This window comes from Labrenzia sp. CP4 (assembly GCF_001579905.1).
In the GTDB taxonomy this organism is placed as follows: Bacteria; Pseudomonadota; Alphaproteobacteria; order Rhizobiales; family Stappiaceae; genus Roseibium; species Roseibium algicola.
The window spans coordinates 5,714,396-5,739,023 of record NZ_CP011927.1 but is presented as its reverse complement, the minus strand read 5'-3'; the positions used below and the strand labels follow the sequence as shown (position 1 = coordinate 5,739,023).

At 55.8% G+C, this 24,628-nt stretch carries 17 protein-coding genes and 1 tRNA gene; 5 read left to right on the top strand and 13 right to left on the bottom strand.

Annotated features, from left to right (window positions below; all coding sequences use genetic code 11):
• Window positions 1-86: 86 nt before the first annotated feature.
• Genes ACP90_RS26375 through ACP90_RS26365 form a run of 3 tightly spaced genes read left to right on the top strand, consistent with a single transcriptional unit; the run spans window position 87 to window position 2,925 of the window.
• A complete protein-coding gene (locus ACP90_RS26375) occupies window positions 87-557 on the top strand; it encodes a hypothetical protein (RefSeq protein WP_062490968.1) in 471 nt (156 codons plus the stop codon).
• A 7-nt stretch (window positions 558-564) separates the two neighbouring features.
• Window positions 565-1,185: a hypothetical protein gene (locus ACP90_RS26370; protein ID WP_062490966.1), complete on the top strand. Its 621-nt coding sequence runs from the start codon at window positions 565-567 to the stop codon at window positions 1,183-1,185.
• A gap of 39 nt (window positions 1,186-1,224) precedes the next feature.
• Window positions 1,225-2,925, top strand: a complete 1,701-nt coding sequence (locus ACP90_RS26365; RefSeq protein ID WP_062490964.1) for a MazG nucleotide pyrophosphohydrolase domain-containing protein — start codon at window positions 1,225-1,227, stop codon at window positions 2,923-2,925.
• Here the strand turns inward: ACP90_RS26365 and ACP90_RS26360 are convergent.
• From ACP90_RS26360 to ACP90_RS26325, 7 genes are all read right to left on the bottom strand, one after another.
• Window positions 2,871-3,995 carry a nucleotide kinase domain-containing protein gene (locus ACP90_RS26360; RefSeq protein ID WP_201030433.1) on the bottom strand — a complete coding sequence of 375 codons (1,125 nt, stop codon included), beginning with the start codon at window positions 3,993-3,995 and terminating at the stop codon, window positions 2,871-2,873. The two genes, ACP90_RS26365 and ACP90_RS26360, sit on opposite strands and share 55 nt — an antisense overlap.
• A gap of 126 nt (window positions 3,996-4,121) precedes the next feature.
• The gene (locus ACP90_RS26355) at window positions 4,122-4,763 is read right to left on the bottom strand and encodes a restriction endonuclease (RefSeq protein ID WP_088665187.1); all 642 of its coding nucleotides are present in this window, start codon (window positions 4,761-4,763) and stop codon (window positions 4,122-4,124) included.
• 1,846 nt (window positions 4,764-6,609) lie between these two features.
• Complete coding sequence (locus ACP90_RS26350) at window positions 6,610-8,583, bottom strand: PatA/PatG family cyanobactin maturation protease (protein WP_062490960.1); 1,974 nt, start codon at window positions 8,581-8,583, stop codon at window positions 6,610-6,612.
• A gap of 522 nt (window positions 8,584-9,105) precedes the next feature.
• Entirely contained in the window at window positions 9,106-10,743 is a 1,638-nt protein-coding gene (locus ACP90_RS28065; RefSeq protein WP_082809861.1) for a relaxase/mobilization nuclease domain-containing protein, read from the bottom strand.
• Complete coding sequence (gene mobC, locus ACP90_RS26335) at window positions 10,733-11,065, bottom strand: plasmid mobilization relaxosome protein MobC (protein ID WP_062490955.1); 333 nt, start codon at window positions 11,063-11,065, stop codon at window positions 10,733-10,735. Before mobC ends, ACP90_RS28065 begins: the two co-directional genes overlap by 11 nt.
• 125 nt (window positions 11,066-11,190) lie before the next feature.
• A complete protein-coding gene (locus tag ACP90_RS26330; protein WP_062490953.1) occupies window positions 11,191-11,949 on the bottom strand; it encodes a helix-turn-helix domain-containing protein in 759 nt (252 codons plus the stop codon).
• A 158-nt stretch (window positions 11,950-12,107) separates the two neighbouring features.
• A tRNA-Arg gene (locus ACP90_RS26325) sits at window positions 12,108-12,184 on the bottom strand.
• Between the two features lie 311 nt (window positions 12,185-12,495).
• Between ACP90_RS26325 and ACP90_RS26320 the strand changes: the two genes are divergently transcribed.
• A complete protein-coding gene (locus ACP90_RS26320) occupies window positions 12,496-14,052 on the top strand; it encodes a cryptochrome/photolyase family protein (protein WP_062490951.1) in 1,557 nt (518 codons plus the stop codon).
• A gap of 358 nt (window positions 14,053-14,410) precedes the next feature.
• Here ACP90_RS26320 and ACP90_RS26315 read toward each other — a convergent pair whose 3' ends face one another.
• Window positions 14,411-14,827 carry a septal ring lytic transglycosylase RlpA family protein gene (locus ACP90_RS26315; RefSeq protein WP_062490949.1) on the bottom strand — a complete coding sequence of 139 codons (417 nt, stop codon included), beginning with the start codon at window positions 14,825-14,827 and terminating at the stop codon, window positions 14,411-14,413.
• 341 nt (window positions 14,828-15,168) lie between these two features.
• Here ACP90_RS26315 and ACP90_RS26310 point away from each other — a divergent pair, with 341 nt between their 5' ends.
• Entirely contained in the window at window positions 15,169-17,262 is a 2,094-nt protein-coding gene (locus tag ACP90_RS26310) for a GGDEF and EAL domain-containing protein (protein ID WP_062490947.1), read from the top strand.
• 65 nt (window positions 17,263-17,327) lie between these two features.
• On the opposite strand, the gene gyrB is transcribed toward ACP90_RS26310, so the two are convergent.
• The 5 genes from gyrB to ACP90_RS26285 form a co-directional block, all read right to left on the bottom strand.
• The gene (gyrB, locus tag ACP90_RS26305; RefSeq protein ID WP_062490945.1) at window positions 17,328-19,781 is read right to left on the bottom strand and encodes a DNA topoisomerase (ATP-hydrolyzing) subunit B; all 2,454 of its coding nucleotides are present in this window, start codon (window positions 19,779-19,781) and stop codon (window positions 17,328-17,330) included.
• Window positions 19,782-19,913: 132 nt separating this feature from the next.
• A complete protein-coding gene (gene recF, locus ACP90_RS26300) occupies window positions 19,914-21,062 on the bottom strand; it encodes a DNA replication/repair protein RecF (protein WP_062490943.1) in 1,149 nt (382 codons plus the stop codon).
• Window positions 21,063-21,100: 38 nt separating this feature from the next.
• Window positions 21,101-22,219, bottom strand: coding sequence for a DNA polymerase III subunit beta (gene dnaN, locus ACP90_RS26295; protein ID WP_022999149.1), 1,119 nt, complete (start codon window positions 22,217-22,219; stop codon window positions 21,101-21,103).
• 260 nt (window positions 22,220-22,479) lie between these two features.
• Complete coding sequence (gene dnaA / locus ACP90_RS26290) at window positions 22,480-23,955, bottom strand: chromosomal replication initiator protein DnaA (protein WP_022999148.1); 1,476 nt, start codon at window positions 23,953-23,955, stop codon at window positions 22,480-22,482.
• Window positions 23,956-24,109: 154 nt separating this feature from the next.
• On the bottom strand, window positions 24,110-24,520 hold the full coding sequence (locus tag ACP90_RS26285; RefSeq protein ID WP_081713168.1) for a rhodanese-like domain-containing protein: 411 nt from the start codon (window positions 24,518-24,520) through the stop codon (window positions 24,110-24,112).
• Window positions 24,521-24,628 lie beyond the last annotated feature (108 nt).

The window sequence follows — 24,628 nt, the reverse complement described above, 5'->3', positions numbered from 1 at the left end:
ATAGGGTACTTGAAAAGCGAATATAAGTTGCATATGTTCGGTGCAGCGAACTTTTTGTCTGATTCTAGCGAGAAGGAGTGCGGTTCATGAGTGACGAAGCAACGGCCGGGTCTTCCGGTAAGGGATTGAGCATTTTGATCATCCACGCGGCCGGTCGTAAGCCCAATAAGGCGTCAGTTAGCAAGTTGCTCAGCGATGCCGGCGTGAAGGCGGCTTCTTTGACGTTTGCTACGCCAGCCGAGATAGCGAACGGATCAATCAATCCGAGCGACTTTGATCATGTCATAGTCCTTCTCGATGATGATCTTTCGGGTGACGATCATCTCGAAGAAGGGATGAAAGGCCTGGTTAACTGCGGCTTTGGAGCCATTGGCATTTGGGCTGAAGAGATGGACTCGGAGGACATGCATCCCGCGGTTCAGAAATATGGAGCCAAACAAATTCCTTGGGATGCGAAGGAATTGTCCCAGGCGCTAAACTCGGAAGCGCCTGAGACTTTTCAGTCAACTCGTGGCGGGAGCTCAGCGTCGCACGAAACTACCCACAATAAATGCTGAGGTCTTCATGAGGATTCACACCTATGTCGTGCAGCATGATAAGGGTTTCGCTCCGAACCCATTCTGGGGGATTTGTACGCTTGCTTGCTGCAAGCCCCGTATCCGGAAACGTGTCGACGTAGGCGATATAATAATCGGATTCGGGTCTGCCTCTAAGGAAGTCGGGCTTGAAGGACGCGTCGTTTATTGGATGCGCGTAGACGACATAATTACCTTCGATGAGTATTGGAACGATCCGCAGTACGCCGTCAAACGGCCAGTCGCCGGATCTAGCCTCATGGTTTGGTATGGCGATAACATCTACCATCGTGAAGACGACGGTGATGGATGGGTGCAAGCCTTTTCCTTCCATTCCGATGGTATCGGGCTTGGAAGTGGCAACCTTGAACGAGACACGAGCACAACCGACCGAGTGTTGATTAGTCGAGAATACGCCTACTGGGGTGGCGCTGGCCCCTTTTTCCCAGGCGAGCTTAGCTGTTTAATTCCGTCTTTTCAGGCGGAACGATGCAATTACACCGACGATCAAAAGGCGGAAATCCAAGCATGGATTGGCAGTTTGCCAGAGCGAGGCTTTCTCTCGGAGCCCGCAGATTGGGTTCGCGATCATGCCACTGATCCAGTTTGAAATTCCGAGATCCTCTAGAGCCAGTAGGGAACGCATGACATGCTGATTGCACGCTACGCGAAGCGGGTTGCTGAAACCGATCAATTTAAAGGGCGGTCATCAGAGGACCACCGAAGGATCTCTATTTATGGGCTCGTCAGCGAAATAGGTTCCGTCATTTCGGCGGTGAAGAAACAAAAACTCGGAGAAGGTGGGCAACGCGATACGACTGAAGGCATTCTCACACGGCATGAACTAAAAGAAGAACTCGGCGATGTTATCTGGTACTGCTTCGCTCTGGCAACGCAAGAGGAAGGTTCACAGGAAAATATACTCGCACAACAGCTCCAGAATTTACTTGATCAACTTCAAGGGGATGATCCCAATACCGCATTTTTTATCGAGCAGCTCGATGAAACCTCTCTGGAGGAATTTCGCAGGCAAGCTGAGATGTTTCCTTCAAAGAAGCGCCGCACCTTCGCAGATTTTCAAAAAATAGCTTATTTAACCGCCAGAACTAAATCAGATGAGCTCGTCGAGATATGTCTTGCTGTACTGATGCAACTCGGTGCTCAGCTCATGCGGCTCCTGTTGCCGGAGTCAGAACGGCGTTTGCATGATCAAGTCCAAGATCGGAAGGTATTGGATATTCTCGGAGAGATTGCTTGGCATTTGGCCGCGATTGCAACCGTTTACAAGATATCGTTGGACGAAGTTGCCGCAGAGAACATTCAGAAGGCCCAGTTGAGGCGCCCCACGACAAAGCCAACTCCACTTCATGACGAGAACAGCCCGGAATCTCAGAGGTTTCCACGTTTCTTTGAAGTAAAGTTCCTGACAGTGGGCCAAGGCCGATCACGAATGTATTTGAATGGCCGTCAATTCGGCGATGATCTAACCGACAATGCCTATGAGGAAGATGGTTACCGGTTCCACGATGTGCTTCATTTGGCAAATATTGCACATCTTGGATGGTCCCCTGTGTTTCGTGGCTTGATGAAAAGAAAACGTAAAGATCCGAGCAATCCGAAGATTGACGAAGTTGAGGACGGTGCACGCGCAAAAATTGTAGAAGAAGCACTTCTGAAGGTGATCCATTCGGAGGGGAATGACATTGCTGCAATTGTTCACCCCAATATAGCGCCTAAAAATCGTCCGATGTTCACCGACGACGTTGATATTCCACTATCGTTCTTCAAGCTCATTGCGCGATATGTGAAAGGCTTGGAAGTCGAGAAAAATTCCTTCGAAGAATGGAAGGCAGCAATAAGAGACGGCTACCGGATTTATCGGCAGTTGGCAGAACACGGCCAAGGTACCGTCGCGCTGAATCTTGAAAACAGAGAAATAACTTTTCGACCTGAGGTCTATATTGATCTTGTCGGTGCGGTCGCGGGCATTGGATCTTACGCGATACCACTTGCAGAATTCGATGAAAATTACCAGGCAAAGGCGAGGTCTGCGCTGACAAAAGCCGAGTGCGAGCGGCTTTCAGATTCGGACACTGTTCGCTTGGCTAAACACTATGCGGCCAAAAGGGCGATACTTCATTCGCTAAATATTGATGAACCAACCACAGAGTTCTTCTCGGCGCTTGATCTGACGGAAACTGAGCATGGAAAATACAGTGTTAGATCAGCTGCGCCGCTTCAAGACATGATGTGGGAAGGGAGGATAATCGCGTTTAAGACCTCAGTCGTTCGTAGTCAAAACAGCGTGTACTGTACTGCTCTCGCCTCTTCTGATATCGTGACAGGCTGATTGAGCGCAGGATCAATTTCATCGTTGATACCCCATTTGGGAGGATACCAAGGCTGCGGTGGTCGACCACTTGACGAGTACTTCTGCTTGATACGTGTCCGTCCGGAAATACCTTGAACTTCCGGAAATGCCACTCGAGCGTATTTTGAGATTTCACAAAATAAGTTCTGGCAGTCGATCAATTGAAGTGTCCGTCCCCAAAGCGAGGCAAACGGAATCTCCAAGTTGTCAAACCACTCCTCTTGATGATCTGCCATGTAGCTTATGATTGCAACGGGATCGAGTTTTTCACCATTTTCGAAACACTTACTAATGCCGTCCAGAGCACCTGGTCCCGCCACCACAAAATCCATCTCCGAAAAGTCCGTGAGCGGGCCATAATTGAGATCGGTAATAAACTGATAGGCTAGAAATGGGCCGATTGAGGGCGCTTCGGATATTATGCCAAACGCATCAGCCATTGTAGCCGCCGAGGCAATGCGTTCAGGGAAAAGCTCAGCAATCATGTGCTCGAGTAGTTTCAAATGGTTTTGATGCTTGTATCGCTTGCCGAAAATGCGCCCCGCCGACGGCATAATGTACGCTGCGGAGTAAATTCTTTCCCCCGACTCCAAGGCTGAAGTCAGAATATTGTCGAAGGCTTCATACTCGTAGCTAGCCAGGCAGAGGTGCCCGATCTCGCGCTCGAGCATTTGCCAAGTCTCGATTTTGTTGAATAATTTGAAAAGAATTGTTCGAAAAAATGTGTCAGCAGGGTCAGTGGATGCCTCGCGGTCATAAATTACTCGACGTATCAGGTATTGGCTTACCCGGTCGGACGCACGATAGCTGTTCGTGAACTTAAATGATCTTAATATCTTATCTTCGGTGAGAGGATTGATGTTTGCGCCCGAGATGCGGCGAAAGAATATATTCTGTCGCTCGGCAGCAAAATGCCAGTAAGCATAGAATACTGGTGTTAGACGGACTTTTTCGCCGCATATTTGAATGTGATGGTCCACGTCACCAACTGCATGTTTCTTGAAATAATCCGGTTGCAATTGATGAAGCAATTCAACCGGGCGACTCACACTGTAGAGGATTTGCCATTCCGAGGGAATCCACTGATTCTTAAGTTTGACAATTAGGCGAGTTTGTTCGGAGCTAACTCAAGGAGCCTCCTGTTGAATTTCTCTTTCCCCTCCGTGTCGAAAAGTTCATGAGATTGTACTACGAAGGCTTTCAAGCCTTTTTTCCAGATCATCAATAATTGGAGTGACAAAAGTCTGAAGTTCTTCTTTGTTCTGGATTAGATCGGGAATTGGAACGCCAAGTGAATGGCCGAAGTTAAGCGGATAGATAGGGAATTTATTCAAGAATGCGGCTGAAAACAGGTCCTGGCAAAACAGAATAATAACGCCGCCGGAGTAACTTGGCGCGCCGGTGTCCTGTCTAAGGCCGACTTCAATTCGTTTTGCTTTCGGCATGTCGTAGTATAGACAATTTAGTTTTGATATTCTTTCGTTTAAAATTCTTAATCGCAACTCGAATACATCTTGAGATACTTGGGACTGCAGGTCTTTCAAAGAGGTTACTTGGATGTTTGTCAGGTGAGCAGCTTCAATGGCTCCCGACTGAAAACCCGACTCTGCGATTATGATGCCTCGATCAGCTCCCACGTCGGAGACCATCGTTCGAAGCGCTAAAACGTGCAACTTATTTACTGGAGTATTCCAGCACTTACACTCAACAATCCAGGTAACGTCAAAACCAATGTGCTTAAATGTTACGAGAACGTCGATGTCATGTGATGTTCTAGTTCCTTGGAAATTAACATCAGTATCCGCATTATGCCCGATAGATCTAAAAAATTAGCTGTTTCTTCTTGGTAGGTTTTCCATGATTGCGTCAACTTGGTCACCACCGAGCAATTTCAAAGGTTGTTGTTGGATGTCTACTGCTCCGATGCGGGCGGTCAGACTTTGATTGCTAGTTGAGCTGACCTCGAGTTCGATTTCAACACAAGATCGCATTCGGCCCAGCACTAACGCTCCAATTCGTCAACGATACGTCCTTTCGTGATACCTTGGGACAGACGCACTAGAGATCGCCTTCGACTTTGCTGAGCCTTTCCACCGATCTGCTTGAAGAGCCCGGCGCACTGGGCAATTCGAGCAAGGCCTCGAGCTCGGTCAGCCACTTTTCCAGCAAACCGGTCGAGCGTCTTTCCAAGTACTCCAGCTGAGCGGTCGAATGTTCGAACTTTAATGCAAAGCAAGGGGCGGCTCCTTGACAACATCAACCCGATCAGCAGGCGCAGAAAGTAGCTTAAATTGTGCAGGAGGTTGTCCGACAAGTGGGAGTAGCTCAGCCTTTCAAGAATAACCAAAAGCCAACAGGGCGCAGGAATTGTCTGAAAGCTACTGCGTCCCGCTACTCATGCACTGCAGACCTTCGTGCTATCGTACCGCAAGCAAACGGCGCTTACCGCGAAATATTTCAAGGATTTTATCGCGCGGAAATCCAGAGAAAATCTGATGACAGCATCTCTTTTAGGTGGAAAATGTAGTTAATTGAAGCAAACAAGGATTTTTTACCTTTCTTTTTTTGGGGCGAGCACCTTTATTCGAAGTTGACGTACTCTTTCTTTTTTCGAGCATAGGCTCGAGTCGTTTGAACAAGTCTGTAGGGAACTGTCTGCTGAGCTGATTTTCATAAACTTCCGGTATCCACTCTCGCCCAACAATGAGCTGCATGAACTCCCGCGGACATGGCGGAGCTTGGTGTGGGACATTTCGCATTGCAGAATTCTCCGAGAAGCACAGCTGGCAAGAGCGGGGCGATAACGCAGTATGCTCAAGTCGGCATTTTTCTATTTAGTGACCGGCGAATTGTTGGTCGTAGCGCCAGAACAATTTGACGTGCCAACGCTACGGTTCCAAATGTTCAGAAGCAGTCTTTGCAGCTGAGGTAAGCTGGGCCGAGACAAGAGATGCAGGCAGCAGTGCCGATTCCACTTATACATGCGGCACCGCACGTAAGGATTGCTCCTGCACACTCAATCGGATTGCATCCGCTCTGCCTCACGGCGTGTATCGCACTTATCTGTGAAAGACCGCGTAAGGCAGGCGTGGATTGTATGGGGGTCTTCATGTTACCTCCTCTGAATAGTTCAGGTACCCTACAAGGGTAATCGTGGATATGGTAAATCGGTCATACGCAGATGCCCTGACAATGACCAAAGGCGCATGCTCCAAGGCAAAGATTTGGACAACCGCATTGGCTGAGCTGCTTTACCGCCAGTGTCGCGGCATTTGCATCAGGATTTCGCTTTGCAGGCGCTGATTGAATTGGCGATTTCATAAGGAAGTCTCCCTCTTCATTACACCGGATGTGTTGTAGCAATTTCAACGGGCAGCAGGGATCGACTGCTGCCCGCAAGTTCTGTCAGCAGAATGGACTTGAAATTACACAAGGAACTCCAGGAGGGGTTGGGTGACAACAGCCAAGTTGCAATACAGCAGCCGGCAGTTTGCTCAGTCCACGGGGGCTAGGCTTTGCTTGAATAGGTGATTTCATATCTCAGGTCTCCTTCTCGATGAATTGGCACCGGTTGAAGACGGTACCAATTTCGTTGATCTGTAAGATCAACACCTATTGTGAAGAAGATGCCGTTGCCGACACCAACCTCCCAATTCGCGCAATTCACAAAATGCCACGCAATGGGGCGGACCACGCCCTCATCGGGCCGACCGTGACTGGCAACGTCTCGCTAACATCAACTGTGTAGCGATAGACCCTCCCAGCGCGGCGCTCGTTCTCGGGATCAAACATTTGCAACTGCACATCCCAACAATCCGAGTCGGGTCGACAAATCGGGCTCTTTTTTACATCGATGCCTAGAAGCTCCATGTTTCGAGCAAGAGCGTCTCCAAATGCTGTTGCAGCTTGGTAAGCATTTGTCGCAGCGAAATTGATAGCGCGATCTTCCGGACTCATTCCCATGTTCCGGAGCTCGTCGTATACGCGCATGAGGAAATTGAAGATCGGGTCTTCGTCAATTTCTTCAACATTTGCCGCCAACTTGGCTGCCTTGACGAGTTCGGGAGCGAGCCATTGTGACATTCCTCGCAGATCCGGGTACAAGATAGGCAAAACCATGCCATTCATAAGGCGTGTGGTGCCTGCCGTAAGGCCGGGGATCGCTACCCTCTGCATGTCACCAGGTGTCTTTAGTGACGACTTTAGACCGTCCAGTATTCCTCGGTAAGCGTCGAGAGCAAACGGACCCGAAGGTTGTATAGCGTAGAGCGGGATTTGATCCTGCATCAGGATGAACGTGATCCCAGACGCGTATTCCAAATTGTTGCTGAGAAAATCGAAGAGTTCAGATGGCGTGTTCGCGGCGACGGAATCACCCATCGCCTGAACTATCGCATCGTAGCGTGCCTCAGTTCCAAAATCGAACCAAAGTGCGCCAAGAACATATACAATCTGCGGAGGCTGTTTGCCGCTACAGCCGCAGCTACATTTCGACTGTTCAACAGTGGATTTGGTCACTGTTTCCTCATCGGCACCGCAACTGCAAGCAGACTGATTCACGTAGTTCTGGCTGGCCACCTCCGTGCGCAGGGGAGGGGCTCCAGCGATGGGTGCGTTTCCAGGATATGATGAAGGTTGCTCAGCACTGACGGTCGATTTATCGGCACCGGCCGATAATTGAACCGAAGTGGTGGCATCGCGACCATCAAAAGGTGAGGTTAAAGTTGCTGAACCTGCTGTCTCTTGCATCGCTAATTTCTCCCTGTCTTTTGCAGATTGCACATGACAAACTTCATCGTCAGATATTGAAGCGCGTGTACTGCCAAGCTCATGAAGACGCGCTAGCGCAGCCTCCACGTTTAACCGTCCGGCAAGCACCCGCTGGCAGTTAAGGTCCGTGTCCGCGTGACAAGGATCTGCGGTTTCCAGAAGGATCGACCGGATATTGAGGGGGTCCAAGTCATAGCCGGCGCTCTTAGCAGTGCCAAGTAAATGCCCTGCAACCTTCGACACCACAGCAGCGGCATAGCTCGTCCCGGAGCGATTTGATTTCTGGTTCTTAGGGCCGATCACTTCGAGATCTGCGCCGGGAGCGAGAATACCGTTGTCAGAATAGCTGTCGCCCCAATTGCTGGTATCTAGGGGTAGACCAACATCATTCATCGCGCCCACGGCAAGTACTGTTGGTACGGCCGCGGGTACATGCAAGCACGCGCATCCATCGTTGCCAGCAGCAGCCACAACTAGAATACGTCGCTTCTGGCAAAGTATTAAAGCGTCTTCAAGGTGCCGACCACCTTCGTTCGTTGAAGATTTTTGTCCCGCGCTTACGTTGACAATGTCCGCAGACCTCTCAGCAGCAATTGTGAGCGCGCGTGCTATATCTACTTGAGATGCTGCTCGTGCTGATTGCCCTTCTCTATTGGAAAAAAAAATGGGAAGACAAAGGCCCTGCACATCGTAATCGAGCAAGACCGTATCTTTTGTGCCGAATATGAGGCTGAAAATCTCGGTTCCGTGTCGGTCGGGCAGCTCGAAACCTTCAGGTATCATTGATCGTTCGATGTCAATTGAGGCGCCCGAGAAGACCTCACACTCCAAGTCCGGTATGCCATCGATGACCGCAATTTTCGTCACAGTTCGGCCCCACTAAAAAGAAGAGAATACAATTTCGCGGATTGTTTTTCTATTTAGAAAAACAAGCATTTAATTTTGAGAAGATGTAGAGTCGTCTTCAGATTGTAAAAACATCTACGTAATCATGAGTTGGTTACGTAGGGTAATATAAAGATGCGCCATCGCGCAACTGGAGTCAACATCTTTGGTTGTAGATTCTTTAAAGGCTTACTGAAGGGGTTGTGAGAGATCACGCTTCTCTTGGCTGTACGCCGACTAAACTGCGTTGCAGAGCCGACGAATTGAGTGTTGTTGACTGATGGGGCTCCAATCAGCGCAAGGCGATACCTTAATGGCTAGGGATCTTGCAGATGGCCTTGCGAGTAACAGATTCAAACACCTCGAGATCGCACCAAAGCGGGTGTTGAAACTGCGCAATTCCGCTCGATTGTCAAAGACAACGATTCAGCTGAACTGATAGAAGATCTGGAAATTGGTTCGACCAACCGTTCGAGATTTGTTCGATCATCGACTGTATCGTTGTTAGCTACCTCTCCAATTCAGATGCCGTCTGGTTTTCGTCTTTTTCACTGGTTCAACGCGCCTTGAATCATTTTGAGTTCGTCTACGGCACTGCAGAGTTCTTCCACTGATCTGCCGGAGGATTCCGGCACACTGAGCAAGTCGAGTAATGCCTCGTTGAAGGCCCGTTGTGAGCTGATGGACCTTTCGAGCAACGTTTCGAGCTCGGTCAGTCGTTCTTCCAGCAAGCCTGTCGAGCGTCTTTCCAAGTACTCCAGCTGAGTGGTCGAATGTTCGAATGCGTTGGTCAAGCGTTCGACCAAGCTCAGCAAACCGCGCTCGAGCGGCGTCAGGGTTTGTTGGGATGGCAGGTTCGGTGAGAGGATATTGGTGTCGGTCATGAGGCTCTATTCCATCGTTTGGCAGGCGAGTTGTCCGGCTATGTCCCGGCAACGCTGGTAGGTGCCGGTCTTGGTGTCGAAGATCAGAACCGGAAATTCCGTGTAGGTTGTCTGATTGAAGGCCGAAGTAATCAGGGCCCATCTCAGCTGATGGTTCAGGAACATGATCCCGCCGAGCGTCAGGACGGCCGAGATCAAGACCGCTGCCGACAGCTTCAGAAATCGGTTCTTCGCGGCCAATCTCTCGTTTTCCGCCATGCCTATTTTCAGCTGATGGATCTGTTCCTCGCTCGACCTCAGGTGCCTTTCTAAGGTCGCGCTCAGTTGCTGCTGCGACGAGCGGATATCTTTGCTGATTGTAGAGCCTGCGCTTTTCAACATGCGCTCGATATTCGTCTCTGAGGTCTGAAAGGCTTCGAGCAGCGAGGCGTTCTGATCTTGGTGCATCTGCTCGATGTTCTCGCTCAGCCGCTCTCTGAGCGGTCTTCTCTCTGGTCCAATCTGCATGGAAAATGTCTCCCTTGAGCCGCCAGCGGGTGTCGCTGTCCGGGTCCTTGACTGTGAGATAGGTTTTGCCCAGGCGGGGCAGTTCGAAGCCGGCGCCTTCCAGCACGGCGACCATGTCCGGCCGGGATGAGATCTGGCCGGCGACGATCAGGTCTTCAAGCCAGTTCTGGATGTCCTCGCGGCCCTGGGCCCGAAGTTTCTTTTCCGGAAGTTGCTTGGTGTCCTGTGACCTGGCCGGATCTTGTGGATCCGCCCAGCCATGCTCCTTGTTGAGCATGTCGCGCAGGCTATCCATGGCCTTCTGGTAGCCAGGCGGGGCGATGTTGAGGCTCTTGCCGGACGTGAGCTCCATGCGCGGCGTGCAGAAATGCAGCTCCACGCGGCCCTCGTGGGTGTGCCGCACCCAGAGCATGTCGACCTGGTCGCGGTCCAGACCAGCAAAGGCGAGCTCGTCGAAGGCGTCCATGACGGCTTGCTGCTGCTCTTCGCTCGGATGATCGTCCTTATCGAAGCTGATTACGCCCGCCCGGTACGTCCAGGCGTGGGGGCAGGCGTCGATCAGGGCACGGGTGTGGTCCGGATCGCCCGCGAGCACTTCCGGCAACGGATCGCGGCTCTTCATCAGCGGGATGCCGTTGTCGTCACGGATGAGATTGCGATTGCCGTCGTAGGCGAGCACTTGCGGGGCGATCAGATAATCGACCGGTGCCGCGCCGCCACCCTTGCCACTGCGGAACAGCTTAATCAGCATGATCCGCGTCCTGCTGGCGATGGCTGGCAAGAAGGGCCGACATTTGGCGCTCAATGCCGATCAGCTCGGCAAGCAGCTGCAGGCCATCGAGCTGGCGCATGTCACCGGCGGCCTGGGCGGAGTTCACGGCGCGGGCGATCTGGTTCAGGTTCGTGCCGATGCGGCTGAGCGCCGTCACGAGCTTCGGATCGGCCTGCGGCGTGGCACGGCGGCGAGGGGCTTTGATCTGCCCCAACGCCCCGCGCAACAGCTCCGAGACGGAGATTTTGTCCGCGGCGGCGCGGTGCTTGAGATGTCTCTTTTCCTCCGTCGTACAGCGCATTACAACCGTCTCGGCGAGACGGGCCGTTTGCGGTCCGGAGGGGTTCGAAGGGGAGGCTTGCCGCCCCTCGCAAGGTCCTGTGTCGTATGACACGGGTCGCCTTGCTCTTTTCAGATCCGCCGTAGTCATGCCGCTTGCCTATAGGCTGCTTGAGAGGCCGATTGGTGTGCGAACGCGGGCAGTCTGTTCAGGAAATACGAGAGGCAGGCTTGCTCTTTTTCCGTGTCAGCTTCCGGTGGCCACCTGAAGGGAAGTCGATATCCGGACGAGCCGTTCACACTCGTTGCGAGATCGAACCGCGCCAGGTCGGGCAGGGTCTTCTCGGCCAGCCAGGCGTTCCATTCGTCGACCTGCCTGGTCTGGGCTGTTGGAAGGACGACGACGGGAATGGAACGGCGGGGTGCTGCCTTCGCGCGCGCCTCACGCGCGTTAGGTTTTTTATTTATTTCTTTCTCTAAGTTTGTTGGACAGATTTGACCGCCTTTGCCGGACACATCTGACCGCCTTTCGGGACAGGTCTGTCCGCCTTCTGACCGGGTAAGGGGGACAGATTTGTCCGTCTTTTCTCTGAGCTCGGAGGCCTTTAGGATCGAGGCGTCGGTAGGGCAATACTCCGTATTGTGCCCGACGCCATTCCCGCGTTGAACGCCAAGCCAGCCACCTTCTTCCAGATCGCGGATGGCACGCTGGATGGATTTGACACTCTTGCCGGTTGCTTCGGCAATGGTCTTGTAGGACGGCCACGCCTTCTCGGTGTGGCCGTTCACATGTGCGGTCACGATATAGAGCGCGACGCACTTCGCATTGTCGTTGATATTGGCATCACAGCTCAGCAGTCTCAGCCACTGAAGCTTCACTTCCCGGAATGGACGGCGCTCAGCCATGTGCGCCTCCCTGGAACGACGTCGCTACCCGCAGACGCGCGGTGGTCGTGGCTGGGGAGAAAACGCGAACAAAAGTCGTTTCTCGTACATACTGCGAACAATGCCCGTTTTGGGTATATCGCAGACTTGTATAAGGTTTTGATTTTGCTGCAGATTTTTGGCGCACCCGACAGGATTCGAACCTGTGACCTCTGCCTTCGGAGGGCAGCGCTCTATCCAGCTGAGCTACGGGTGCTCTTCGCGCGCGCAATGGCTGCGTGGCGGATAGAGGGGTCTGATACAAGATCCGGCGATCCGGGGCAATCGCTTTCTGAAATTTTGGACAAGATATCGGCGGGGTTGTCGGGGCTGGATGAACGCCGGTTTATCTGCGCACACGCCGGTGGTTTTTTGGGTGCTCGAGCCTGGCCCGTTAGGGAGAAACTGGCCGGACAGAGTAGGGCGGGTAGCGTTTGATCCGGGAGCGCGAGGAAAAAATGGCCGCAGAGGTGATAGGGCGGCGGGGTTTGTGCGTAGGAAGGCCAGGACCGGATAAAACAGAGCCCCATGACCGAGACCAACCACTGCCGTTCGCTTGTACTTGTGCTGGGAGATCAGCTGAGCCTTGACCTGTCCAGCCTGAAGCGGGCCGATCCGGCCCACGACAGGGTGCTGATGGTCGAGGTGATGGCGGAGGCCACTTATGTGCGCCATCACAAGAAGAAGATTGCCTTCCTGTTTTCCGCCATGCGCCACTTCGCCGAAGAGCTGAAGGAAGCCGGCTGGACGGTGGATTACGTCAAGCTGGATGACCCTGCCAACAGCGGCAGCTTCAAGGGCGAGATGAAGCGGGCCTGCGAACGCCTGCGGCCACAGCGGATGGTGGTTACCGAACCCGGCGAGTGGCGGGTCTTGGAGGACATGCGCTCCTGGTCCGACGCTTTCAGCCTGCCAGTGGAGATCCTGACCGACACGCGGTTCTTCTCAACGCTGGCGGATTTCCGGGCGTGGGCGGACGGACGCAGGCAATTGCGCATGGAGTATTTCTACCGCGAGATGCGCCGTTCCACCGGCCTGCTGATGGACGGTGACAAGCCTGCGGGGGGCAAATGGAACTATGATGCGGACAATCGCAAGCCTGCGCAGCCGGACCTGTTCATGCCAGAGCCGAAACGCTTTAAGCCGGACGCAATCACGCAAGAGGTGCTGGACCTGGTCGCCAGTCGATTTTCCGGGCACATAGGCGACCTTGAACCATTCTGGTTCGCAGTGACCCGCAAGGACGCGGAAGAGGCCTGTGAGCACTTCCTGGCCGACATGCTGGCCGATTTCGGAACATATCAGGATGCCATGCTGAGCGGCCGGAAGTTTCTGTTCCACTCGGTCCTATCGGCCTATCTGAATGCCGGCCTGCTGGATGCCAAGGTGTTGTGCCGGAAGGTGGAAGAGGCATGGAAAGCGGACAAGGTTCCGCTCAATGCCGCCGAAGGGTTCATCCGGCAGATCCTTGGCTGGCGGGAATATGTGCGCGGCATCTACTGGCTGAAGATGCCGGACTATGTCGACAGCAACGCACTTGGCGCCGACCGTCCGTTGCCCGATTTCTACTGGACCGGACAGACACGCATGCGCTGCCTGTCGGAAGCGATCGGCCAGACGTTGGAAGAAGCCTATGCCCACCACATTCAAAGACTGATGGTGACAGGCAATTTCGCCCTGCTGGCGGGCGTCAGGCCGAAGGAAGTGCATGAATGGTATCTGATGGTCTATGCCGACGCCTATGAATGGGTGGAAGCGCCCAACACCATCGGCATGAGCCAGTTCGCCGACGGTGGGCTCCTCGGCTCCAAACCCTATGTATCGAGCGGCAACTATATCGACCGGATGTCGGACTATTGCGGCGCATGCTCTTATGACGTGAAGCAGAAGGCGGGGCCAAAGGCCTGTCCGTTCAATGCGCTTTACTGGGACTTTCTGGACCGCAACAAGGAGGTGCTCAAGGGCAATCCGCGGCTCGGTCAGCCTTACGCGTCCTGGGACAGGATGGGGCCGGAAAAACAGCAGCTACTCAAGGAAAGTGCTGCGGACTTCCTGAAACGTCTGTTTGAGGGGGAGGTGGTCTGAAACTGGCGCGTCCGCGTAAGCAAAAGCAGAGGCTATCGAGGGCAGTTTCGAGCCGGTTACGGCGGGATGAGGAATGTTACAAAAAAAACGCGCAGCCGTTAGACTGCGCGAATAAAGTTACTGTGCACGTGGCCCCATCGACCACGGCGGCAACTCTAGCGGCATCTTTCTCGATTGTCATTACCGTAAAATATTTTATTTTTTGATTCACTGTAATGCGACTGATCGTTATTCATACTGAGTCATATATGAAATAATGTGTCGTACAAATTAATTCATTAAATTCAGCGCTTTAAATTTGTCATGCAATTTGGAAGCGCCGTTGCGGCAAGGAAATGTTGTCTTTCCTGCCGCAAATTTATTGGCAAATTTGCTTATATTCGGAAGAAATTTTCCCGGCTTTGCTGGAAAGTTTTACGCGCGTGATGCCTCTGCGGACAAAACCGAGCTCTTTTGCTGCCGCCCAGGTCACATCTATAACACGGCCCTTGGCAAAGGGGCCCCGGTCGTTGATACGCACCGTGACAGTCTTTCCGTTGGCAAGATTGGTCACATCCACCAGCGTACCGAAGGGCAGGCTCCTGTGGGCTGCGGTCAGTTGGTTGGGGTTTGCGCGTTCACCACTGGCGGTGGTGCCGCCGAGCTTGTACCAGGACGCTTTCCCGCATTGTTGATAGACGCCCGCTTGAGCACTGCTGACAACACCTGCTGCTGCAAGCAAGGCACCCGCCAAGGCAACGCGCGATAAGTGCCGCGCGAGAACAATTCTCTTCATGATAGTCCCCCTGGGGCAAGTCAGCCCGCCCCGATCGATCTTGAACACAGTTTCGTGACGACGCTGGTAACATTCCGCAGCGGCGCCTTTGCGTCGTCAGGGTGATCAAAATGTGGCAGTTTTCGGGGCAAATGAGGCGTTAGTATAAAATAAACATAAAATTTTAAATACATTTGGAAGGTATCAATTAATTTTTGATTTACTATAAAAATTCTAAGAGTTGTGGGTAGTTTTTCTGTTTCGGTTTTGCCAACTGAACTGTGTTAGTAATTTTTACATAGGAGCGGCGCATGTGTGTATTGATTAGCGCCATTTTAACGGCAATTTGAAAGGGCGGTCTGGTGCAAGTCAGCCATCGGTTCTTAAGCGACCGGCTGGAACAATCCGGTCGTGCGGAAAATAATAATCTTACAGGCTTCCACACGTCCCTGCTGGAGGTTCTTCCCCATGCTGCGGCCTATGTCGCGCAGGATGGCAGCGTCCTTGTTCACAACAAGCAGATGAAGGCACTTTGCGCCGCAAAAGGCGTCTTTCCGGTGCCGGTCAGCCTGCCGTCGCTTTTGTCGGAAACAAGCTGGCGGCGGTGCGAGGCGGTTCTGTCGGCGGCTTTCAGCGGTGTTCCGGCGCAGGCGAGCGGGGCCATCCTGCTGCAGTCGGGCGAAACCTTCTGCCACCACATGATTTGCACATCCTTTGTCTCTCTCTCGGGCGAGCGCCAGGCTGTCCTGGTCCAGTTCGATCTGGAAGAACACGGCCAGGACGAGATCGTTACCCTGCCAGAGCCGGCGCGAAATGAAATCCGCTCCGCAAAGTCCGCAAGGGATCTCGATCTTCTGGAGCATTTTCCGGACGATGTTCTTGTGTTCGACGGTTCCGAAAGCCTCGATGAAATGGCGGGAAAGCTGCTGAAGCTGATCAACAGCGACTATGAAGTGGACCTCTTGGCCGAAGCCCTGGAAAACCTGGAGGGAGAACTGCCGCAGACCTTCTATATTCCGGAAAATCGAAGCTTCCAGGCAGCAGGGTACGTGACCGATCGCCAGATGTGCGAAGTGCGGCTCGTTCCCATTCCCGGTTTGGTGAAGAGTAAGCCGGGCATGGGTGCCTCAATGGCGGTTATCCGGCGCAATGTCGACTGCCCTCAGGAAACCGCCGAAAACAGGCGCCTGGCGTATCTCGACCCGCTGACGGGCCTGGAAAACCGCCGTGCCTTTACCAAGGCCTTGAAACGTGAGCTGACCCGGCTTGCCGCAGAAGACGAAATCGGCCTCGCCGTTCTTTATATCGATCTCGACGAGTTCAAGAAGGTCAATGATCTCGGTGGCCACGACGCGGGTGACGACATGCTCCAGCGGGTCGCGGCTTGCCTGCGCCTGACCTTGGGTGAATTCGGGACAGCCGCCAGGATCGGCGGTGATGAATTTGCCGGCATGGTGCCGGTGGTCAACGAGGAAGCCGCTCTCGATATCGCCGAGGAAATTCTGGCCGGTTTTGACCGTATCCGCCTGGAGGTGGGGGACCGGGTGTTCACCATTGGCGGGTCCATCGGTGTGGCGTTCCTCGACAGCAATGTGAAGCTGCGTGAAGGTGATGCGGCAGCTCTTCTGGGGCTGGCCGATCGGGCATGTTTGCGCGGCAAGCGATTTGGCGGCCGTTCCGTGCAGGTTCATTCGGTGCAGCCGCAGGATTGCGAAGGCGCAGGTGGTGAGCTGGCGGATCTACCCGAGCCGGGAAGTTTCCGCGGCAACGAGCTGACGCTCTATGCGATGCCCATCGTCTGCCTGAAACGGAACAGGGCCTGCGGTTCTGAAATCCTTCTGCGCCTGCAGGGAGATCGTGCCCGGGGCCTCTCGTCACGTGCCTGGATCTCGGCTGCCGAACGCTCCGGTTTCATTGCACAGGTGGATGCCTGGACCCTGGACAAGGTGCTGGACGCGGCAGAGCGCAATCCCGACCGTACCATCCTGACTATGAACGTCTCGGCTGAATCCGCCCGCGATCCGATCTTCCGTGACGGGCTCTATCATCGTTTGTCGGTCAATCCGCTGCTGGCATCCAAGCTCTGTCTTGAAATCGCGGAAAAGGATTTTCTGCGAGAGCCGGCGAGTGTTCAGGCGTTTTTCAAGTTCGTGAACGAACTGGGGTGCCAGACCGCCATTGACGATTTCGCCGGACACTGGCCGGTCCTGTCGCGGTTGACCAACCTGCGTGTCGAATGGCTGAAGCTTGAATCGAGCCTCACTCAGCAGGTGGTGGAAGAGCCCGCCAAGGCGGCCATCCTGAACGGGCTGGTACGCGCCGCCCACGAGCTCGGCATCAAGGTGATCGCCAAACATGTGGAAACGGCGGAAGAGGCCAGTCTGCTGAGGGAGCTCGATATCGAGGCTGCACAGGGCTTCTTTTTCGGTCGGCCCGAACCCTGGCCCGGCGGTTGAACGAAACCTGAAATCGTAAAAAAAAGCGGCGCAAAGCGCCGCTTTTTTGTTTGTTTGCCAAGGCGCTAGATGTCGAGGTTGGCCACGGCCAGGGCGTTTTCCTGGATGAATTCGCGCCGTGGATCGACCTCGTCTCCCATCAGTTTGGTGAAGATGTCGTCGGCGTCGTCCGCCTCGCGCACCTTCACCTGCAGCAGGGAGCGGACATTCGGGTCAAGCGTCGTTTCCCAGAGCTGTTCCGGGTTCATCTCGCCGAGACCCTTGTAGCGCTGCAGCGAGATACCCTTCTGGCCGGCGGCGTAGATCTGGCTTAGCAAGGCGCGAGGCCCCCGAATTTCCGTCGAGATATCCTTGCGCCGCAAGACGGCGGCCTTGCCGTAGATCTCGTTCAGATGGGCTGCGTGTGCTGCAAGACGGCGTGCGTCCGTGGAGCCGAGCAGGGCAGCGTCAATCGTGGCGGCTTCCTGCACGCCGCGAACCATCCGTTTGAACACAAGGCTGCCGTCGTCCCGCGCTTCGCCGGTCCAGCCCCGTTCGAATTCGTCGGCCAGAATGTCCATCCGGCGGGCGATATAGGCGGCAGCTTCCTCAGCCTTGCCCTGATCGTCCAGGATCTCCGGTGTCAATGCACCCGCAATCGCGGCCTGTTCGACAACATCGCGGTTGTAGCGTGAATGCAACCCGTCGAAGATGTCGGAAATGGTCCGTGCGGTTTCGGCTACGGCACGAAGGTCCTGGCCGGTGCGAACCTCGCCGTTGGCAAGCGTCAGCGAAGCTTCGTCCAGACCCTGTCCGATCAGATAGTCTTCCAGCGCCTTCTGGTCTTTCAGGTACTGCTCGGACTGGCCGCGCTTGACCTTGTAGAGCGGTGGCTGCGCAATATAGATGTAGCCGTTTTCGATCAGCTCCGGCATCTGGCGGAAGAAGAACGTCAGAAGCAGCGTGCGAATGTGCGCGCCGTCCACGTCAGCATCTGTCATGATGATGATCTTGTGATAGCGCAGCTTCTCGACGTTGAATTCTTCCTTGCCGATCCCGGTTCCAAGCGCCGTGATCAGCGTGCCGATTTCGTTCGAGGACAGCATCTTGTCGAAGCGTGCCCGCTCCACGTTGAGGATCTTGCCGCGCAGAGGCAGCACGGCCTGGTTTTCGCGGTGACGGCCCTGTTTGGCCGAGCCGCCTGCGGAATCACCCTCCACCAGGAAGAGTTCGGCCTTGGAGGCGTCGCGCTCCTGGCAATCGGCAAGCTTGCCGGGCAGGGAGGCGATGTCGAGGGCGCCCTTGCGGCGCGTCAGCTCGCGTGCCTTACGGGCGGCTTCACGTGCGGAGGCCGCTTCCACCACCTTGGAGACGATCGTCTTGGCCGGGGCGGGGTTTTCCTCAAGCCATTCGCTCAGGATCTGCGAGATCAGGTTTTCGACCACCGGACGCACTTCGGAGGAAACCAGCTTGTCCTTGGTCTGGGACGAGAATTTCGGATCCGGCACCTTGACGGAAAGAACGCAGGTCAGGCCTTCGCGGCAGTCATCGCCGGAAAGGTTCACCTTTTCCTTTTTCATCAGGCCGGTTGCTTCCGCATAGCCGGTAACCTGCCTGGTCAGCGCAGCCCGGAAACCGGCAAGGTGGGTACCGCCATCGCGCTGCGGAATGTTGTTGGTGAAGCACAGCACATGCTCATGATAGCTGTCGTTCCACCACATGGCGGCTTCGACCGTGATGCCGTCACGCTCGGCCCGCATGTTGATCGGCTCTTCGATCAACGGATGTTTGGCACGGTCCAGATAGCGCACGAACGCTTCCAGGCCGCCTTCATAGAACAGCTCCTCAACCTTGTCCTCAACGCCGCGCTTGTCCGTCAGGATGATGCGGACGCCGGAGTTGAGGAAGGCCAGCTCACGCAGCCGGTGTTCAAGCGTGCTGAAATCGAACTCGGTCTTTGTGAAGGTTTCCGGTGACGGCAGGAAGGTCACCTCGGTCCCTTTTCTACCGTTGGCCGGGCCAACCACCTTGAGCGGTGCCTGGGCATCGCCATGGGAGAAGGTCATGGAGTGTTCTTCGCCGTTGCGCCAGATGCGCAGTTCCAGCTTTGTCGACAGTGCATTGACCACGGAAACGCCCACGCCGTGCAATCCGCCGGAGACCTTGTAGGAGTTCTGGTCGAATTTACCGCCCGCATGCAGCTGGGTCATGATGACCTCGGCAGCCGACACGCCTTCTTCCGAGTGCAGGTCCGTCGGAATTCCGCGGCCGTTATCGGATACCGTAACCGATCCGTCCGGGTTGAGCGTCACGGTCACATGGTCGGCATGGCCGGCCAGCGCTTCGTCGATGGCGTTGTCGACCACCTCGTAGACCATGTGGTGCAGACCGGAGCCGTCATCGGTGTCGCCGATATACATGCCGGGCCGCTTGCGCACGGCATCGAGGCCCTTGAGGACCTTGATGCTGTCGGCGCCATATTCGGCACCGCCATTGGTTTCGGGGGTCGGGCTGCTCTCAGGCGTGGACGTGTCGCTCATGCGAATCAATCACCAATCGATTTATCTTTTCCACCCCCGTTATACGGGGTTCCGGCGGGGGTTCAACCACGTGCCGGCCATAGCCAAGCCAGCGAAGGGATTCTGGTGGAAAACCATAAGATTCCGGCGGATTTAAGGGGCTTCGCCTCGCTTCAGCAGGCGGCCCTGGTGCTCCCGGATCTCAAACACTTCGGCTTCCGCCGGCAAAGCCTCGAAAAGGGCCTCGTCCGTACCGGTCATGAAGACCTGTCCGCCAAGGGAATCCAGCTTCGAAAACAGGGCCGAACGACGGTCGGGATCGAGATGCGCGGCGACTTCATCAAGCAGCAGGACAGGCGTCATTCCGGAGACTTTCGCCGTCAGCTCGGCATGGGCCAGGATAAGGCCTATCAGCAGCGCCTTCTGTTCCCCGGTTGAGGATTGCGACGCCGGCATCGCCTTGGCCGCGTGATGAACGGTGAGATCGCTCAGATGCGGTCCGTTGAGCGTGCGCCCGGCGGCCCGGTCGCGGTTTCGGCCGTCCTGCAGCATCTGGCGGTAGCGATCCTCCCGGTCCGAGGCGCTCAACCCGGCGGTTTCCGCCTCGAAGGCACCGTCAAGGGAAACCGAAGCATGGGGAAACGGCAGGTCCTGGGCTGCCTGGCCGGCAATCATCCGGCTGAGCAGGTCGACGGTCTCTGCCCTGGCGATGGAGACGGCGGTGCCGAGCTCGGCGACCTGCTGTTCCAGCGCGCTGAGAAAGGCATCGGAGCCGCCCTGATCGAGAAGGCGATTGCGTTGACGAAGGGCGTTTTCGAAGTCGCTGACCCGGCGGCCGTGGGTCGGGTCGATCGCCAGCGTCAGCCGGTCAAGAAAACGGCGACGGTCGGAGCCGGGGCCGGTGAACAGCCCGTCCATTGAAGGCACGAGCCAGAGCACCCGCATGTAGTCCAGAAGACTTTCCGAGCCGCGAACTTCCTCGCCGTCGATACGCACCTTGCGCCCGGAGGTGCCGGCCACCAAGCCTGTGCCGATTTTGGTTTCGAACCCATCCAAGAGAACTGTTGCGGCAACACTCCAGCTGCCATCGCCGTCCTTGCGCGCAATGTCGGCAAGGGCCGCCCGGCGCAGGCCGCGGCCGGCAGTCAGAAAGGATATGGCTTCCAGAATATTGGTCTTGCCGGCGCCATTGGGGCCGACGAAGGCGACCATCCTGGCCGCCATCGGCAATGTCAGCGTGCTGTAGTTGCGGAAGCCGGTCAGCGACAGACGGGTCAGCCGCGCCGTCCGGTAATCTGTCATGACCCCACTTCCGCTACTGTTTGGGCGTGCCGGCTAGATCAGACCCGCATCGGCATGAGAACGAACAGGCAGTCGTCGACCGTGTTGTCCTGAATGAGGGTCGGCGAGCCGCTGTCCGCCAGACGGAACAGGGCCGTATCGCTCGACAGCTGGTTGGCAATGTCGAGCAGGTAGCGGGAGTTGAAACCGATTTCCAACGGATCGGCATCATATTCGACGGCAAGTTCTTCCGTCGCGCTGCCCGAATCCGGGTTGTTCACGGTCAGCACCAGGCGACCTTCGGTCAGTGACAGCTTGACGGCGCGGCCGCGTTCGGAAGAGATCGTCGACACGCGGTCGACAGCTTCCTTGAACTCGTCCCGGTCGACGCGCATTTCCTTGTCGTTGTTCTGCGGGATCACCCGGCCGTAGTCCGGGAAGGTGCCGTCAATCAGCTTGGACGTCAGGATGACGGAGCCGGTCGTGAGGCGGATCTTGGTATCGGAAAGCTCGACCTGGACATTGGCTTCCGGGTTCTCGAGCAGTTTCTGGATCTCGCCGACGGTCTTGCGCGGCACGATGATGCCAGGCATGCCGGCCGAACCGGAAGGCGCCGGCACTTCTGCCTGGGCCAGACGGTGGCCATCTGTGGCAACAGCGCGGAACTGGAGACCGGAGCCCGCGTCTACCGTGTGCAGGTAGATACCGTTCAAATAGTAACGGGTCTCTTCGGTCGAAATCGCGAACTGGGTCGCGTCGATCAGCTTGCGGATATCGGCGCCTGTCAGTGCGAAACCGTGACTGAAGTCGCCCGCGGTCAGGTCCGGGAAGTCGGTTTCCGGCAGCATCTGCAGGGTGAACTTCGAGCGACCGGCGCGGATTTCCAGCGTGGCGTTGTCGCTGGTGGTTTCCAGAACCACCTGCGAGCCTTCCGGCAGCTTGCGAACGATGTCGTAGAACATGTGTGCCGGAACGGTGGTCGCGCCCGGCAATTCAATCATTGCCGGAACGCTTTCGACGATTTCCAGATCGAGGTCCGTTGCCTTCAGGTTGATCGCGCCGCCATCGGCGCGCAGAAGAACGTTCGACAGGATCGGAATGGTATTCCGGCGTTCGACCACGCGGTGAACATGGGTCAAGGACTTGAGGAGGTCGGTCCGCTCGAGGGTCGCTTTCATACTCTCGTTCCGTACTCATGAAGCGCCTGGCTGAACTGCCGGGCTGATTGAATATTCTTGGCTCCGGTGTGGAGCGGGGTGGACGACACTGCCCTTAACCGGCTCCAAAAGCAAGGGGGCGTTCTGTCCGAACGCCCCCAATTTTGGTAGAATATCGTGTATTTTAACCTTGGTTTAGCGCGATCCGGGATCAGGCTGGCGGATGCCGGTTTGAATTCAGGCAGGCATCCGCAAAAGGCCCGTTTCCGAAGCTTGCCGCCTCAGGCGTCAAGCATGCGCTTGAGCAGTTCCAGCTCCTGCGCCAGGGCATAGTCGGCTCGCGCCATTTCCTCGATCTTGCGGACAGCGTGCAGAACCGTTGTGTGGTCCCGGTTGCCGAACCGGCGACCGATTTCCGGCAGCGAGCGCGGGGTCATCACCTTGGCAAGATACATGGCGATCTGGCGCGGGCGAACGATGGTCCGGGTACGCCGGGCCGACAGCAGATCAGCCTTGGTGACATTGTAGTGTTTGGAGACCACCCGCTGGATGTCCTCGATCTTCACCCGGCGCGGCTCGCTGGAGCGAACCAGGTCGCGCAGGGTCATCTCGGCCATTTCCTGCGTGATCGGCTGGTTGGTCAGCTGGTTGTGCGCGATCAGCCGGTTGAGCGCACCTTCAAGGTCGCGGCCCGAAGAGGCAACATGGCGCGCGACGTAATCCAGCACACCTTCCGGAACGTCGAACTGCGGGTAGGTCTTGCGGGCCGTATCGACGCGCGTGGCCAGGATGTTCCGGCGCAGTGCGAAATCCGGTTCCTGAATGCCGACCACCAGGCCGCCGGACAGGCGTGAGCGGACACGGTCGTCGAGAGTATCAAGTTCGGACGGCGCGCGGTCTGCGGCCACGATCACCTGGCGGGCCCCGTCGATGAGGGCGTTGAGGGTGTGGCAGAACTCCTGCTGCACCTGCTTGCCGTGCAGGAACTGCATGTCGTCGATCAGCAGAAGATCGATCGTGCGCAGGTTCTCCTTGAAGGCCAGTGCGGACTGGGACTTCAGGGCGGCAACGAATTTGTACATGAAGTGCTCGGCCGTCAGGTAGAGCACCTTGCGACCGGACGCCCGTGCCTTTGCGGCCACGGCTTGCATCAGGTGGGTCTTGCCCAGACCGACGGAGGCATGCAGGTAAAGCGGATTGAATGTGACCGCGCCGCCGGCAGCAACCTGCCGGGCCGCAGCCAGGGCCAGGTTGTTGGACTCGCCTTCGACAAAGGTCTCGAATGTGTATTTCGGATCGAGCGCCGCACCTTGCAGGACGTCACGAGCGTTGTCCGAGCTGGTCTCGCCTCGGCCGAGAGCCGCGGTTGCCGCCTGGGCCCGGGTTACCTGTGCCGCGTCGGAAAGTGCGTCGGAACGGGTTTCTGCAGCCGCCGGCTTGCTGCCCTGGGGTGCTGCGAGGCTCGGCTTGGCAATCGGGGTCTGACGTGGGCGGATTGCGCCGCGTACCGTCAGTTCGATGCGGTGAACGTTGTCACATTCACGCTGCCAGAGACCCATCAGCTGATCGTTGTAATTGTTCTGAATCCACTGCTTCAAAAACCGGGTCGGAACAGACAGACGAACGGTGCCGTCCTGATGTTCCTCGAGGTCTACACGTGCAAACCAGCTGGTAAAAACATCATCGCCCAATTCTGCGCGAAGCTGCTTCTTCACCCGTTTCCACTGTTCGGAGCCGCCTGCCTCCTGAACCTGCATGTCATCTGCCTCCTGTAAATGTGAAGAACAGTCCGCCACAGCCGTTCTTCGACGCCTTGCTGCTTTTGCAGCATTATAATGTCCCTTTTGGGACGGTTATTTATATGGCGAAGGAAAATCTCCCTTCACCTGACCCTGTCGATGGGCAGGGTAACTAACTTTGAATCCAGGGCAATCCGGCGGCCTTCCAGCCGGACTGGGTCCCACGGTGGCCATCCGGGCCGAGTGGGCCCTCGAAACCATCGGAGATATTGAAGCACTGCGTGAAGCCGGCCTGCGTCAGGGCGATCGCAGCTGCCTGGCTCCGTGCTCCGGAGCGGCACAAGAAATAGATTGGCGCGTTCCGGTCAAGTCCTTTTTTGACGAGAACATCAGAAACCGATTCCGCGAATGCCGGATTGGGTCCGGTCGACGGAAAGCTCTGCCATTCGGCCAGGATCGGCTCCTTGCCGAGCGGACGGAGGTCCGGCACCCCGACAAAGGACCATTCGGCCTGTGTGCGCACGTCGACAAGAATTGCTTCCTGCTGCTCGGCAAGACCGTCAAAGGCCTCCTGCGCAGTCACATTTCCTGCATATCCACCCTGAAATTGCAAAGCCGCCCCCTTCAATAGCGTGACGCTATTGATCAAAAGTATTCTTCAAGATTTTCTTGAGAAAGAAGTAGGTTACTT